The 14,878-nt window shown below is 64.3% G+C and carries 12 protein-coding genes; 3 read left to right on the plus strand and 9 right to left on the minus strand.

The window, feature by feature from the left end; all coding sequences use genetic code 11:
- Complete coding sequence (locus DL899_RS00110; RefSeq protein ID WP_111731734.1) at nucleotides 1-363, plus strand: MmcQ/YjbR family DNA-binding protein; 363 nt, start codon at nucleotides 1-3, stop codon at nucleotides 361-363.
- A gap of 36 nt (nucleotides 364-399) precedes the next feature.
- On the opposite strand, the gene DL899_RS00115 is transcribed toward DL899_RS00110, so the two are convergent.
- A complete protein-coding gene (locus DL899_RS00115) occupies nucleotides 400-1,176 on the minus strand; it encodes a gamma-glutamyl-gamma-aminobutyrate hydrolase family protein (RefSeq protein WP_111731735.1) in 777 nt (258 codons plus the stop codon).
- A 173-nt stretch (nucleotides 1,177-1,349) separates the two neighbouring features.
- On the opposite strand from DL899_RS00115, the gene pepN reads away from it, so the two are divergent.
- Entirely contained in the window at nucleotides 1,350-3,902 is a 2,553-nt protein-coding gene (gene pepN, locus DL899_RS00120) for an aminopeptidase N (protein WP_111731736.1), read from the plus strand.
- 308 nt (nucleotides 3,903-4,210) lie between these two features.
- Nucleotides 4,211-5,386 (plus strand): hypothetical protein, encoded by a 1,176-nt coding sequence (locus DL899_RS00125; protein ID WP_162685443.1) that lies wholly within the window; start codon nucleotides 4,211-4,213, stop codon nucleotides 5,384-5,386.
- 90 nt (nucleotides 5,387-5,476) lie between these two features.
- On the opposite strand, the gene DL899_RS00130 is transcribed toward DL899_RS00125, so the two are convergent.
- The 8 genes from DL899_RS00130 to DL899_RS00165 form a co-directional block, all read right to left on the minus strand.
- Nucleotides 5,477-6,364 (minus strand): sulfotransferase domain-containing protein, encoded by an 888-nt coding sequence (locus DL899_RS00130; RefSeq protein ID WP_239494546.1) that lies wholly within the window; start codon nucleotides 6,362-6,364, stop codon nucleotides 5,477-5,479.
- Entirely contained in the window at nucleotides 6,357-7,196 is an 840-nt protein-coding gene (locus DL899_RS00135; RefSeq protein ID WP_111731739.1) for a sulfotransferase domain-containing protein, read from the minus strand. Before DL899_RS00135 ends, DL899_RS00130 begins: the two co-directional genes overlap by 8 nt.
- Nucleotides 7,193-8,029: a sulfotransferase domain-containing protein gene (locus DL899_RS00140; protein WP_111731740.1), complete on the minus strand. Its 837-nt coding sequence runs from the start codon at nucleotides 8,027-8,029 to the stop codon at nucleotides 7,193-7,195. Before DL899_RS00140 ends, DL899_RS00135 begins: the two co-directional genes overlap by 4 nt.
- Nucleotides 8,030-8,192: 163 nt before the next feature.
- Nucleotides 8,193-9,512 (minus strand): porin, encoded by a 1,320-nt coding sequence (locus DL899_RS00145; RefSeq protein ID WP_111731741.1) that lies wholly within the window; start codon nucleotides 9,510-9,512, stop codon nucleotides 8,193-8,195.
- A 320-nt stretch (nucleotides 9,513-9,832) separates the two neighbouring features.
- Complete coding sequence (locus DL899_RS00150) at nucleotides 9,833-10,912, minus strand: 3-carboxy-cis,cis-muconate cycloisomerase (protein WP_111731742.1); 1,080 nt, start codon at nucleotides 10,910-10,912, stop codon at nucleotides 9,833-9,835.
- On the minus strand, nucleotides 10,912-11,742 hold the full coding sequence (locus DL899_RS00155; RefSeq protein ID WP_111731743.1) for a 3-oxoadipate:acetyl-CoA acetyltransferase: 831 nt from the start codon (nucleotides 11,740-11,742) through the stop codon (nucleotides 10,912-10,914). Before DL899_RS00155 ends, DL899_RS00150 begins: the two co-directional genes overlap by 1 nt.
- 171 nt (nucleotides 11,743-11,913) lie before the next feature.
- The gene (locus DL899_RS00160) at nucleotides 11,914-13,356 is read right to left on the minus strand and encodes an aldehyde dehydrogenase family protein (protein ID WP_111731744.1); all 1,443 of its coding nucleotides are present in this window, start codon (nucleotides 13,354-13,356) and stop codon (nucleotides 11,914-11,916) included.
- A 72-nt stretch (nucleotides 13,357-13,428) separates the two neighbouring features.
- Nucleotides 13,429-14,862, minus strand: coding sequence for an aspartate kinase (locus DL899_RS00165; protein ID WP_111731745.1), 1,434 nt, complete (start codon nucleotides 14,860-14,862; stop codon nucleotides 13,429-13,431).
- Nucleotides 14,863-14,878: the final 16 nt, after the last annotated feature.

Below are 14,878 nucleotides of genomic sequence, written 5' to 3' on the forward strand. Positions count from 1 at the left end.
ATGACCCGGGACGAATTCAACACCTTCTGCGCCACCTTCACCGGCAGCAACCACGTCGTGCAATGGGGCAATGCGGATGTATGGAAGGTGGGGCCCAAGATATTTGCCATCTGCGGCTGGAACGACGGTGCAGATGCCTTTGTTTTCAAGGCTTCCGACATCGCCTACGAGGTGCTGCAGGACCAGCCCGGCATCCGCCCCGCGCCCTATCTTGCCTCGCGCGGGATGAAATGGTTGCAGGTTTACGGGCCGCCCGGCCTGTCCGACGACGCGCTGCACGACCATATCGCGGCCTCCTACGATATGGTCACGCGCAAGCTGACACGGGCGCAGCGGGCGGAACTGGGGATCGCGCCGGGCTAGGCCGGCACGGCGTACCCGCAGCGCGCCCCAGAGCCCTCAGGCCGAATGCCGCGCCGGCGCAACCCGCCCTTCCCGCCAGTCACGTGCGGCCTGGCCGAAGGCCCCGAACAGCGCCCGGCTGACGGGGTCGGCGGCGGCGTTATATTCGGGGTGCCATTGCACCGACAGGGTAAAGCCCGGCGCCCCCTCGACATACAGCGCCTCTGGCGTGCAATCGGGGGCGTATCCGTCGATCACCACGCCGCGTCCCGGCTCGACCACGCCCTGCCCGTGCAGGGTGTTGGTCATCACCTCGCGTTCACCCATCAGCCGGTGAAAGACGCCGCCATCGGTAAAACGCACGCAATGGCGCAGGGCGAATTTTTCCTCCAGCGTGCCGTCGGGCGGCATGCGGTGGTTATCGCGCCCGGGCAATTCGCGGATCTCGGGGTGCAGCGTGCCGCCCAGTGCAACGTTGACCTCCTGAAAGCCACGGCAGACGCCCAGGATGGGCTGGCCGCGCGCCACGCAGGCGCGCACCAGCGGCAGGGTAATGGCATCGCGGTCACGGTCGAACTGGCCATGCGCCGGGCTTGGCGTATCGCCGTATTCCTCGGGGTGGACGTTGGGCCGCCCGCCGGTCAGCAGGAAGCCGTCGCAGACCTCAAGCAGCTCTTCGACCGTGACGAAACGCGGATCGCAGGGAACAAGCAGCGGAAGGCATCCTGCCACTTGCGCAACCGCATCGGTATTCATCTTGCCACCCGCGTGGACGGGATAGTCATCATTTATCACGTAACTGTTCGAGATAATTCCGATAACGGGGCGGGTCATGCCGGTCTCTTGCTGTTCTATTTCAGCTACTCACATACTCTTCCGCAGGCCCGCCGAAAACATCCAAAGTTGCACAACCATCCGCGCGCGGTTGCAGAACCCGGCCCCGGCCCTCTTGCAGCCCGGCGCGGTTGCGCTCTACACCTGCGGGCAAACCAACGGAGGCCAGAGCAATGCGCGACGCCGCACCGCAGACGATCCATCTGACAGATTATTCGCCCTTCGGCTATCGCATCGACAAGGTGGCGCTGACCTTTCGCCTCGCCCCGCACGCCACACGGGTGATCTCGCACATCGAGTTCCGCCCCAACCCGGACACGGCGGACCGCCGCTTTTTCCTGCATGGCGAGGGGCTGCGCCTGATCTCGGCCATGATCGACGGGCAGCCGGTGACGCCAGAGATCACCCCCGAGGGGCTGACCTGCACCGTGCCCGACGCCCCCTTTGTCTGGCAGGCCGAGGTCGAGATCGATCCCGCCGCCAATACCGCGCTCGAAGGGCTCTACATGTCATCTGGCATGTACTGCACCCAGTGCGAGGCCGAGGGCTTTCGCAAGATCACCTATTACCCCGACCGCCCCGATGTGATGGCGCCCTTTGACGTGCGCATTGAGGGCGACGCAAAGGTGCTGCTGTCCAACGGCAACCCCGGCGCCACGGGCCCCGGTTTTGCCGAATGGCACGACCCCTGGCCCAAGCCGGCCTATCTGTTCGCGCTGGTCGCGGGTGACCTGGTGGCGCATCCGGGCGAATTCACCACCCGCTCGGGCCGCAAGGTGGCGCTGAACATCTGGGTGCGACCGGGCGACGAGGGCAAATGCGCCTTTGCCCTGGAAAGCCTGAAAAAGGCGATGGCGTGGGACGAACAGGTTTATGGCCGCGAATACGACTTGGACATTTTCAACATCGTCGCCGTCGATGACTTCAATATGGGCGCGATGGAGAACAAGGGGTTGAACATTTTCAACTCGGCCGCCGTTCTGGCCAGCCCCGAAACCGCGACCGACGCCAATTTCGAGCGCATCGAGAGCATCATCGCGCACGAGTATTTCCACAACTGGACCGGCAACCGCATCACCTGCCGCGACTGGTTCCAGCTGTGCCTGAAAGAGGGGCTGACGGTGTTCCGCGACGCCCAGTTCACCGCCGACATGCGCTCGGCCGCAGTGAAACGCATCGCGGACGTGATCACCCTGCGCGCCCGCCAGTTCCGCGAGGATGCCGGACCGCTGGCGCATCCGGTCCGCCCGGCCAGCTTTGTCGAGATCAACAACTTCTACACCGCTACCGTCTATGAAAAGGGGGCCGAACTGATCGGCATGCTCAAGACGCTGGTGGGGGACGAGGATTATTACCGCGCGCTCGACCTGTATTTCACCCGCCATGACGGCGACGCCGCGACGGTCGAGGACTGGCTGAAGGTGTTCGAGGACACGACCGGGCGCGACCTGAGCCAGTTCAAGCGCTGGTACACCGACGCCGGCACGCCCCGCCTGACGGTGACAGAGGACTGGAAGGACGGGCGATATACCCTTCATTTCGAACAGAAAACACCGCCAACACCCGGTCAGGACGAAAAGCCGCCCCGCGTCATCCCGATCGCGGTGGGGCTGCTGGGGCCAAATGGCGACGAGGTGGTGGAAACCACCGTTCTGGAAATGACCGAGGCGCGCCAGAGCTTTACCTTTGACGGGCTGGGCGCACGACCGGTTCCGTCGATCCTGCGCGGCTTTTCCGCCCCGGTGATCGTCGAGCGCGAAACCGACGATGCCGAGCGCGCCTTTCTGCTGGCCCACGACACCGACCCCTTCAACCGGTGGGAGGCCGGGCGCGCACTGGCCCGTTCCGGCCTGCTGGCGACGCTGCGCAAGGGCGCGGCACCCGATCAGCGCTATCTCGACGCCATCACCCGCCTGACCGGCGACGAAACGCTCGACCCGGCGTTCCGCGCGCTGGCGCTTGGCCTGCCGGGCGAGGACGAGTTGGCGCACGCCCTGCATGAGGCCGGCGAAACCCCCGACCCGCAGGCGATCTGGGAAGCGCTGGAAGGGCTGCGCGACGCCCGCGCCGAGGCGATGAAAACCCTCGCGCCAACCCTGTTCGCCCGCCACCAGGTCACCGCCTCCTACAGCCCGGACGCCGAACAGTCGGGATCGCGCGCGCTGGCGAATGCCGCGCTGGCCATCCTCACCCGGCTGGATGGCGGCGCAGCGGCAGCGGATCAGTTCGCAAGCGCCGACAACATGACGCTGCAGCTTTCCGCGCTGTCCTGCCTGCTGCGGGCCGGCACGGGCGACGAGGCGGCGCAGGCGTTTTATGATCAGTGGCGCGGTGACCGGCTGGTGCTGGACAAGTGGTTCACGCTGCAGATCGTCAACGCCCGGCCCGATGAGGCGGCAGCGCTGACCGAGGCGTTGACCGTACACCCCGACTTCACGATGAAAAACCCCAACCGTTTCCGCGCGGCTCTGGGTGCGCTGGCCGCCAACCCGGCCGGATTCCACCATGCCTCGGGCAAGGGCTATGCGCTGTTGGCGGACTGGCTGATTCGGCTGGACCCGCTGAACCCGCAGACGGCGGCGCGCATGTGCACCACGTTCGAGACATGGCGACGCTATGACAAGGGCCGCCAGAACCTGATCGCGGCGCAGCTTGACCGAATCCTCGCCACGCCCGGCCTTAGCCGTGACATGACCGAGATCGCGGGGCGAATCCGCGCTGTCTGAATCGCTCGCAGACAAGCGCCTGGCGGGTGGCCCCCGCGCACAACACACGCATTGCGAGAGCCCCTGCCCCGGCAGGGGCCCGCGTCGCATCTTTTCCCTGCCATCTCCCCCGGCGTGCCCCATTTTGGGCTGAATACGCTGGCAGAACATCCGCATCCACTAGAGCTTCTATTTTTTAAAAAATCGGCGGGTAGGTCATGATTAAATCCGGGTTTCGGTCGCGTTCACACAACGGCGCCTTTGCAAAACTGCGCACGATGCTGGCGCGATCACCGGGTGGGCACGGTCGCACCGGCGGCATGCCCCTGATGTCCGAACGCGAGCTTGACGCCCTGACCAAGCGCATCATTCTGCCATCCCTGCCCGTCTCGGACGAAGAGATCGCCCGCGCCACCCATCAGGACGAGGGGCAGCGCCTGGCCCGGCAGGATCGCTGGCCCGAACTGTCGCAACGCATCCGCAATGCCGATGCCACGCGCCTGACCACCCCCGGCGGCGAAACCGCGTCGCTGCTGCTGGCGTTCGGCGCGCGCTCAGACGTGGTTTCGGCGGCCGAGGACGCGCTGCATGACGGGGCCACGCCCGACCCCGAGGGCATGGCGGCACTGGACGAGGTGCTGGAAGAGATGCCCGACGATTACGCCTGTGCGCTGGTGGTGGCACTGGCGCATCTCGACATCGCCTGGGCCTGGCACAGCATCGCCTTTGCCAAGGCACCAGAGGAAAGCCTGACCCGCGCCCATGAACACCTTGCCCGCGCCGAGGTGCTGCTGGCGCCCCATGATGGTGTCGCGCTGGACGCGCCATCGGTCCTGGCTGCCCGTTGCGCGCTCAATGCCACCAGCGAAAATCGCGGCCGCCGGCTGGCCGATGACTATGCCACGCTGATCGCGCTCGACCCCGAAAGCCATCGCCACATGCGCTCGTTAGGGCGGAACATGCTGCCGTTGCGGCGCCAGGAACCCGGCGTGCTGGAGGTCGAGGCCCGCCGCACCGCGATGCAGACGGAAGATATCTGGCAGGCGGGCGCCTATGCTTGGGTCTATTTCGACGCGCTGGCGGCGGAACCGGAAGTGATCGAGATGCTGGACAGCGACTTTTTCATCGAAGGCATGCGCAACATCATCAATCGGCAGCGCAACCAGCACATCGTCAACCAGATCGCCGCATTCTGTGCCATCACCATGGCCCCCTGCCAGCGCAAGAACCCCCTGTCGCGCAGGGCCGAAGCAACCCGCGCGCAACTGCATGACTGCCTGGGCTGGATCCTGTCCGACCACCTGCAGGAACTGCATCCGCTGATCTGGTCACAGACATTGCTGGCGCCCGGGGCCACGACACATCTGCCGCCGCGCCGCGCCTTGGTGCAAAAGGGCAGGCAGACCGCGCTGAGGATCATCGCCGCGCGGTTTTCCAGTGAAATCGCCGATGGCAGCTCAATCGCCTTTTCGCCCTGCGGGATGTACCGGCTGCCGGCGCTCTGACAGAACACGGGCCCGCCGGGCCCGACCGTGAAACGGCTTTGCTGAATAGAAAGCGTTCCGAAATCTATTAACGATTTCGGTGCCTTAACTTCACCCCTTGTCGCTGGCGGCGGCGAAGTCGGCGGTCTCATCCAGCAGTTCTGGGTACCATTGCCGCAGCGTGGGCATGAACGCATCGCGCAGGCGCGCCACCTGCGCCGGGCTCAGATCCTCGCGCCAGACGCCAGCCTGCCCCTTGGCAAAGAAGGCCGACATCCCGGCGGGGCGTTCGAGAAAGCCGTGCTTTTCTTCCTGCTTTTTCATCGCCTCGAAGGTCGTCGCCTTGATCGCGCGCGCCAGCTTGGCGGCATCGGGCTTGACGCTGAGGAAATCCAGCAGACCGCGCATCACCTTGGCCGGCTTTTTCAGCAGATCCTCGTACCGCACGACGTGGCAGGGCAGCCCCGGCGCCGAAGTCCAGGTGCGCACATGGTCGTCCCAGCGGCCCATCGCGTCTCGGATGCCGGTATCTGTGCCCATCATCGTTTCGGGGTTCGTCATCCGTTCGATGGCGGTGTCGATATCGGCGCTCTGGTGGCGGGCGAATGACGGCGCCAGGTCGAACGGGTTGCGCAGGATATAGACCGCGCCGGCGGTCACCGCCGGCGGGATCAGGTCATGGCCCATGTACTGCACCGCCTGGCAATGGGTCTTGACGAAATGCGTCCCCGGTTTCGAGGCGGCGATCAGGCGCACCGCCTTGTCGCGCACCTGCAGCCACTCTTTCACGCTTTTGGAGGCAAAGGGGCGACCGGCGGCGGCGTCAAAGAAATCCTGCCGCACATCGGCGGTGGTGAAACGGCGCAGGTTGTTAATGTCGGGCGCCTGCCCCGGCGGCATGAAATAGTGCGCCAGCAGGCTGCGCATCCAAGTGTTTCCGGACTTGGGATAAGAGGCCAGCCAGATGATGCGGCGCAGGTTAGGCATGGGGCTAGTCATCAAGATATCCGTATTTTTTCATGACCTTACGGTGATCACGCTTGACCTGCTTTACCAGCTTGGGCGCCAATTCGGTGTGCCACTGGCCGCTGCTGCCGCGGGAAAAGAAGCGTTCGTTCTTGGGCGAGCTTTCGACAAAACCGCCTTTTTTCTCTTGGCTCGACAACTCATCGAAGCTGGAAAAACGGATCGCCTTTTCTAGCCGCGCAGGATCGACCGGCATGCCGATATGTTCCAGCATGGCACCGAAGCTTTCCTGCGGCTTTTCCAGCATGTCCTCGTACCGCACCGTCAGCACCGGATAGGGCAATCTTGCGGTCCAGCTTTGCACATGCCCCGACCAGGTGCCCAGGAACTGGGTGACGGTGGTTTCATCGGCGGCGTTGGAATGCTCGATCCGCGTCAGTGCGGTAACGGTTTCCTCGTGGCTCATGCCGTAGTGACGCGCATAGGACAACAGCATGTCCAGCGGGTTGCGGATGATATAGATCGCCGCGCGAGTGAATTTTTCTGGGATCAGCGGCACGCCGAGCGCCGCGCCGTTTATGTTGTGGGTCTTGACGAAGTTGATGTCGGCCTTGTTGGCCACGATTGCACCCAGCACGCGTTCACGCAAGCTGAGCGTCAGGCGATAGTCGCTGACGTCGATCTGCCGACCGGCAACCATATGATACGTCTTGGCAATGGAGTCGCCCATGCCGAACCGATGTACCTGGTTGATGGGCACCGGACGGTCGGCATTCATCAGGTAGTTGGCCAGGAAGATCCGCGTCCAGGTATTCCCCGACTTGGGGTAGGACGCGAGCCAGACAATGCTCTTGGGCGCGTTCATTCCAAGTATCCGAATTTCTTCATGACATCGCGGTGATCCCTGCGTATCCGCTTCGCCAGCTTAGACGCAAGCTCAGTCTTCCAGCGGCCAACTTTGCCATATGCGAAGAACCGATCCGCGTTTTCGGACCTCTCCACAAAGCCCTCTTCCTCCTCCTGCTTGGAAACCTCATCGAAGCTCGCGAAGCGCACGGCCTTGTCCAGTCTATCCGGATCTACAGGAATACCTGCGTGTTTTAACATTGCGGCAAAACTATCGTGCGGCCTTGCTAACATGTCCTCGTAACGGAATGCACGCACGGGAATTCGACTCCGCGCGCACCAACTCGCAGCATGCCCAGACCATGATCCCACAAATTCCGTTGCATATTCATTTGTCGCCCTTATTAGGAAATCGTCGCGTGACATGAGCTCCACTGCTCGCTCAACCGTATGGCCAAAATGCTTCGCAAACGACAACGAGACGTCGAGCGGATTTCGGATGATGTAGATTGCACATCGAGTCAACTGTGGCGGGATAAGATCATCCCTGAATGCAACTGCATTCGCGTTGTGTGTCTTGATATAATTGATTGATGCGCCATTATTGGCGATGGCGCTAAGAACACGGGGGCGTAAACTTAGAATTTCTTTCTTATCTTTCGGATCAACCTCCCGTCCGGCGATCCTGCTATACATAGATGCACCAGAGTCACCAAATCCGAATTTGTTCACCTGATTGATGGACAGCGGCGTTTTCTGATTGGCAAAATAGTTCGCCATGAATATCCGCGTCCAAGTGTTCCCCGATTTGGGGTAGGACGCGAGCCAGACAATGCTCTTGGGCGCGCTCATTCCAGATATCCGAATTGTCAGTTCCGACCTTGCCTATCCGTTCGACCGGCGCGGGGCAAGCCCACGTGACACGGTGGGACCGGTTCCTCACAGGTCGCATCAAGCCGCAAAGAAAACGGGGGGGCTTTCGCCCCCCCGCCTGTTCGAACAATCAGACCGGAACTTAGAAGCTCAGGTTGATCGCGGTGCCGAGGAGGGTGCCCTCGACCTCATCGCCCGGCAGAATCCCGAGAAGAGTGGCATCGCGGGTTTCGTGAATGACGTAAATGTCCCAGTCAACGCCCGGTCCAAGCGTCCGGCTGGCACCGATGCGATAGAGTTCGCGATCGGTCTTGGCACCCGGAATAACTGCACCGGCGTTAACGAGATCAGTTTCCGATTGGTAGGTCACGGCCTCGAACGACCACGGGCCGGCGGTGTCGTAGGTCACACCAAGGCTCCAGCCTTCCGAGTCGCCGAAGCCGATGGTCCCGGCGGGGGCGCCGGTAGCGCCGGGAATGGCGGCTCCACCGACTGTCGGAGCCGCAATCGCGCGACCGATCAAGGTCTCGTCGTTGTCGTTCTCGGTGTAGCTGCCGCCGACGGTGAAGTTGCCGAAACCGACCTGGAAGCCAACGCCCCAAGTTTCCGGATCCGACGCACCAGCAGCGACGCTCGGCGTGTCACCGGTACCCCAACGGGCCGACAGCGTAATGTCGGTCGAGCCGAAAGTGTTGGAGTAGTTCACACCGATGTCGAACACGTCCGATATAACCGCGTTCCGGTTGATACTAAAGCTGTTACCGGCGTTGATGGCGGCGGTCGGCGCGTACGAAAGACCCACGGTCAGGCCGTTGAAGTCCGGCGTGTAGTAGGTGATCCGGCTGACGTCGTTGTTGCCGCCAACTTCGGTAAACGCCGAGAGGCTGGCCTGACGGAACGGCAGAGCGGTCAGCGACGCGGTAAAGGCGTTACCAAGGCCCGGAGCATTCAACCTCATACCGGCCGAAATCGCGGCATCAACACCGGTGAAGGGAATGAAAGCCGAGGTCGACGGCGAGTTGATCCCCAGCGAGGTCACTTCGGGCGCGGCGGTCATCAGCTTGTAACCGGCCGAGTTCTCGTTACCCACATCCAGACGACCGAAGGTGTCGCTGCTCATCGACGCATAGGATTCGTCGATGTTCGGGCCGCCGCTGGTGGTGCCTTCCATCTGGATGTTGATGCCGAAGGTCATCCCGTTGTCGAGCGTGACGCTCGGCGAGAAGATGATTTCGGGGTTGGTGAAAACGTCGACACCGTCGCCGTCCCAGCTCTGTCCCCCGACGGTGCCCGGAAGTGTGCCGCCCGGGGCGCCAAGCGCGGTCAGATTGGTCGAGATGTCACCGACGGCGACGTGGGTGTTAAAGAACCCGCCCCAGTCCAGGTTCCAGTCCTGGGCTGCTGCGGGCGCAGCGGCAACGCCAAGGGCGATCGCGCTGGTGCAGAGAAGTTGCTTTTTCAAGGTTATCCCTCCTAGGTCAAGCAGAAGAATTTCAATTTCCACCGCACCAGAACATGACACGGCTTGGGAATGGAATGGGCCAAATGCCCTGTCACTGTCAACGCGGCCCCAGTTCGGGCGACGCTTGTTGCCCCGCCTGTGTCGTATTGATCACACAGTTTCCGCCCGCCCGGCAGGAAACCGGCCTGGAATCGTCGAAATCCCCGATTTTTTGTGATTTCCCGGCCAACTGCCGGGTTGGGCCGGGGATGGGGCAAAGCAGGGATTCGCCACCTCGCAAGCCATCTAAGCAGCCGTCGTGCACACCGATTCCTGCCATTTCAAGGCGCCCGGACAGCGGGGCCATCGCCCAGGCTTTCGACCCCTTCCAGCAGGCCCTCGGCCCGCCCCAGCGCCGCCCCGGCGGATGTCAGCAACCCCGGCAGGACCAGCCATTCCAGCGTCCATGAGGCGCCAGAGCGTTCCTGCTCGTGATCCAGCGCCAGGTGTATTCCCGAAACCAGCACCGCCGCATGGCGCGCCAGCGCCACCAGGATTTCGGCACCGACGGGGTTTTCCTTGTGCGCCATGGCAGAGGACCCGCCGCCCCCCGCGATCTGCGCCGCATCGACCCCCTGCTGGGCCATCAGCGCGATGTCATGGCCAATCTTTCCCAGACTGCCGGCCAGCATAGACAGCCAGCCGGCAAGTTCGGCCAGCGCGCTGCGGTCACTGTGCCAGGCCACTCCCGGCTCTTGCAGGTTCAGCGCCACCGCCATGTGCCGCGCAATCGCGCCGCCCTGCCCGTGCAGGCTGTGGCGCGTGCCGATGGGCCCACCCAGTTGCAGCCGCAACAGCCGCGGGCGCAGCTCGGCCAGCCGCGTGCGATGCACTGCCAATGGGCGCGCCCAGGCAGCAATGCGCGCCCCTGCGGTCATCGGCAGCGCCGCCTGCATCCGCGTGCGCGCCATCAGCGGCGCGGTGTCAAAGCGCGCCTTCAGCCGCGCCAGCACGGCCTCGACCCGGCCGATACGGGCCTCGAAATCCACCAGAATTTCCGCCAACGCCAGCACCAGCGCGGTATCCATCACGTCCTGAGAGGTCAGCCCGTCATGCAGGGCGGGGTGCAGCGTTTCGGGCAAGGCCGCGTGCAGCTGGCGCACCAACCCCGGCACCGGCATGCCATCCATGGCCGCGTCGCGCGCCAGCGCGTCGGTGTCGATCCGCGCGCCCTCGATCGCCCGTGCCGCGGCCTCTGCCATGTCGGCAGGCACATGGCCCACTGCGCCCAGCGCACAGGAATAGGCGGCCTCGACCCGCAGCATGTCCTTGATCTGGCGCGCCTCACTCAGCCGCGCGGCAGTGGCGGCGTCGCCCGCGACCGCCTGCAGCCAGCCGCCTGGTGCGGGCGCGCCTGTCATCACGCCGCCCTGAGCCCCAGTATGGCGCGTGCCTGCGCCGGGGTTGCAACCGGACGATCATATTTCACGCACAGCTCTGCCGCGCGGCTGACCAGTGCCGCATTCGATGGCGCAAGGGTGTCGCGGTCCAGGCGGATGTTGTCCTCCAGCCCGGTGCGTGTATGCCCGCCCGCAGCGATGGCCCATTCGTTGACGGTGGCCTGCCCCGCCCCGATGCCGGCGGCGCACCATTGCGCGTCCGGCGCGCGTTCGCGCATGATCTTGACGTAGAAGTCGAGCACCTCGCGGTCGACCGGCATCGCGTTCCTTACCCCCATGACGAACTGCACGTAGAGCGGGCCGTAAAGCAGCCCTTCCTTATGCATGCGGATCGCCTGCAGGATATGCGACAGGTCAAACGCCTCGATCTCCGGCACCACTTTGTGCGTACGCATCTCGCCAGCCAGCCACGCCACCAGGTCGGGCGGGTTTTCATAGACGCGGGTGGGAAAGTTGTTGGACCCCACCGACAGCGACGCCATGTCGGGCCCGAGCGGCAGCATGCCGCCGCGCGCCTGCCCCGCGCCAGACCGCCCGCCGGTCGAGAACTGAACGATCATGCCGGGGCAATGGGCGTTCAGCCCTTCCTTGAGCCGGGCAAAGCGGTCGGGGTCTGACGTCGGCGTGCCGTCTTCCATCCGCACATGGCAATGAGCAATGGCGGCGCCGGCCTCGTACGCCTCATGCGTCGATTCGATCTGTTCGGAAATGCTGATCGGCACTGCCGGGTTGTCGCTTTTCTGCGGCACCGAGCCGGTGATCGCCACGCAGATGATGCAGGGGTCGGGCATTGTCACTCTCCTTGGTCGCGGGAATGCTTGCAGAATTGGCGCCGCCCGGCAACCATGCCGCCTATAGCCCGCGTTCCTCGAGCACCTTCTTTGCGGCGCGGAAGCATTCCAGCCCCTTGAAAAACATATCTTCGTCGAATGTCTCGGTCACTATATCCCTACCTTTTCCGCCTACCTGGTCCTGATCGCCACGTTCTTGGTCTGCACGTAGTTCAGCAGCGCCTCGCGCCCCTTTTCACGCCCATAGCCCGACCGTCCGTAGCCGCCAAAGGGTGTCTCGACCCCGCCGGCGAACCATTCGTTGACGAATACCTGCCCCGCGCGCAAGCGCCGCGCGGCCCGCGTCGCCCGGTCGAGATCACGGGTGAACACCCCCGCCACCAGCCCATAGCGGGTGCCGTTGGCGATCTCGATCGCCTGCGCCTCGTCCCGAAAGGGGATGACCGACAGGACCGGGCCGAACACCTCGTCCTGGGCGATGGCCATGTCGGGGGTGACGTCTGCCATCACCGTGGGTTCCAGGAACGCACCGGGAATGTTCATCGCCCGCCCGCCGGTGGCAGCGCGGGCGCCGGCGCGCTCGGCCTCGGCGACCATCGCGGCGGCGCGGTCGCGCTGGGCCTCGCTGACCATCGGGCCCATGCCCTGGCCCGGCTCGGTCCGGTCAACCCCCGGCCCCACCGACAGCGCCCCGGCAACGGCGCATGCGCGCGCGATGACCTCGTCATGCAGGCTTTCATGCACCAGAACCCGGCTCATGGCCGAACAGACCTGGCCCGCATTGGTATAGATGCCGCGACGAATATCGCCCTCAAAGGCGTCCAGGTCGGCATCCTCGTGCACGATTGCCGCCGATTTGCCTCCCAGTTCCAGCACGCAGGGCACCACGTTTTCGGCGGCCGCGCGGGCGATGGCGATGCCGGTTTCGACCGAGCCGGTAAAGACGGCCTGATTGATGCCGGGATGCGACACTAGCGCGGCGCCCGCCTCGTGCCCCCAGCCGCACAGGATGTTGACCGTGCCGGCGGGCAGCCCCGCCGCCATTGCCGCCCGTGCAAGGTAGGCGCTGGAAAGCGGCGTCAGTTCAGACGTCTTGACCACGCAGGCATTGCCCGCCGCCACCCCCGCCGCGATCGAGCGCGCGGCGATTTCGAGCGGAAAGTTCCACGGGATGACCTGGGCCGACACGCCATAGGGCTCCAACTGGGTGAAATCGACATAGCCCCCGCCCAGCGGGATCGACCGGCCCTCCAGCGTTTCGGCCTGGTTGCCGTAATATTCGAAATAGCGCGCGGCGTTTTCGATCTCGCGGCGCGCCTCCCACAGCGGTTTGCCCTGTTCCAGTGTCAGGGTCTCGGCCACCTCGTCGCGATTTTCCAGCAAGTAGCGGCCCATCGCCTGCACCATGCGGCCACGCTCGACCGGGCGCAGATCGGTCAGAACGCCCGATTCGTGCACGCGGCGCGCCGCCTGCACCGCGCGGTCGACATCCGCGGCATCGGCCATCGCCTGTTCCGCTAGTACCGCGCCGGTGGCGGGGTTGACCACCCCTGCCCGCCCGGCGCCGCCATCGGCCCAGTCAGCATCGATGAAATTCTGCCAATAGGTCTGCATCCCGCCTCTCCGTACCGATATGCGGAGGGTGGTAGCGCGGTTTTACCAAGTGGTAAACCACAGGCGGGTGGATCAGGCCACCGCGGCCAGCCCGGCGCGATCTTGCGCGACAAAGACATCATGCAGGCAGCGCACGGCCTTGTCGCCTGCCTCGCGCGGCAGGGCGAACTGCACCTCGACATTGCGCGGGCCTTGTTGTGCGGCGATGACCTCGATATCGGCCTCGTGCAGCGCCTGCAGGCCACGGCACAGCACACGCTGGTCGCTCAGGTCGCGCCCGATCACCGCCACCAGCGCCACCTGGCGCGCGCCCACCTCTGCCTGCGGATAGACCGCCTCGATATCGGCGATCACCCGCCGCGCGGTCTTGAGCGAGGCCTTGACGTAGTGTGTGATGGTATTGGCGTTCGAGGTCTTGGACACGATCCAGACGTTGTGACGCTTCAGCGCCTCAAGCGCGGTGGCGTCATATCCCTTGACGCCGACCATGTCCTGTTCGAACAGATCCAGCGCCACCACGCCCAGCCCGGTGACGATCTCGACGCCGGGGGCGTCGGCCGGGGCATCGTCTATACGGGTGCCCGGATCGCCGGGCTCAAAGGCATTTGTCACCCGCAGCGGCACGCCGGCACGGCGCAGGATCTTGGCGGCGTTGGGGTGAATTGCCTCCATACCCATATTGGCCAGCTGGTCGGCCACGTCATAATTGGTATGACCGATCTTGCGCGCCTTGCCTTCGCCCACCAGCCCCGGATCGGCCGAAGACAGATGAAATTCCTTGTGAATGATCGCCTCTTGCGCACCGGTCAGCGCGGCGATGTTCGAAAACGTCACCTCGGAATAGCCGCGGTCGTATTCGCGCATCAGGCCTTCGGCGCACTGTGCATAGCCAGTGACGATGGGCAGTTCGGCGGTCAGGTCGATATCCTTCAGCCCGGCGGTGATCCGTTCCTCGAGGTTCAGATCGGCCTCGTCCCGCCAGCCGCTAAGGTCGACAAACCGCGCATCGACGCCGTGGCGCTGCAACAGCAGCGAGGTGACAAAGGCCGAATGCGCCTCGCCCAGCCCGGACAGCAGCTCGCGGATCACCAGCATCTGGTCAGACAGGCGGAAATGCCCGAACGAACACAGCCTTTGCAGGTCGAACAGGCATGACCGCGCGCCCTCGATGCGGTCGCGCACGAACTCGTCTGCCGTGCCCAGATCACCGGGATGATCCAGCACCGCACCGTGGGCATCGCGCATCGCCGCGCCGACGCGGCTGAGCGCATCAAGCCAGCCGTGATCGTCGTCGTCATTGGCGAAAAGAGCATAGACACCGGGCTGACCCGATTTCTTGTGCTCAAGCAGCAGGTCGGTGATGCCGCCAAAGGCCGAAACAACGAAGATGCGACCATAAAGCGCCGGCCCTTCGCGGTCGCCCACGATAAGTGGGCCAACCAACTCGTTCACGCGACTCATCGACGTGCCGCCGATCTTTTCGACGGTGTGCCTGGGAAAATCCATCTTATCTGTGCCTTTC

Source organism: Roseovarius amoyensis (genome assembly GCF_003260265.1).
Classification (GTDB): domain Bacteria; phylum Pseudomonadota; class Alphaproteobacteria; order Rhodobacterales; family Rhodobacteraceae; genus Roseovarius; species Roseovarius amoyensis.

Excerpts from the sequence above, each read along its gene's own strand:
- DL899_RS00110 (WP_111731734.1), top strand. The coding sequence starts at position 1 with ATGACCCGGGACGAATTCAACACCTTCTGCGCCACCTTCACCGGCAGC.
- DL899_RS00135 (WP_111731739.1), bottom strand. The coding sequence starts at position 7,196 with ATGAACGCGCCCAAGAGCATTGTCTGGCTCGCGTCCTACCCCAAGTCG.
- pepN (WP_111731736.1), top strand. The coding sequence starts at position 1,350 with ATGCGCGACGCCGCACCGCAGACGATCCATCTGACAGATTATTCGCCC.
- DL899_RS00130 (WP_239494546.1), bottom strand. The coding sequence starts at position 6,364 with ATGACTAGCCCCATGCCTAACCTGCGCCGCATCATCTGGCTGGCCTCT.
- DL899_RS00150 (WP_111731742.1), bottom strand. The coding sequence starts at position 10,912 with ATGACAGGCGCGCCCGCACCAGGCGGCTGGCTGCAGGCGGTCGCGGGC.
- DL899_RS00125 (WP_162685443.1), top strand. The coding sequence starts at position 4,211 with ATGTCCGAACGCGAGCTTGACGCCCTGACCAAGCGCATCATTCTGCCA.
- DL899_RS00140 (WP_111731740.1), bottom strand. The coding sequence starts at position 8,029 with ATGAGCGCGCCCAAGAGCATTGTCTGGCTCGCGTCCTACCCCAAATCG.
- DL899_RS00160 (WP_111731744.1), bottom strand. The coding sequence starts at position 13,356 with ATGCAGACCTATTGGCAGAATTTCATCGATGCTGACTGGGCCGATGGC.
- DL899_RS00115 (WP_111731735.1), bottom strand. The coding sequence starts at position 1,176 with ATGACCCGCCCCGTTATCGGAATTATCTCGAACAGTTACGTGATAAAT.
- DL899_RS00155 (WP_111731743.1), bottom strand. The coding sequence starts at position 11,742 with ATGCCCGACCCCTGCATCATCTGCGTGGCGATCACCGGCTCGGTGCCG.
- DL899_RS00165 (WP_111731745.1), bottom strand. The coding sequence starts at position 14,862 with ATGGATTTTCCCAGGCACACCGTCGAAAAGATCGGCGGCACGTCGATG.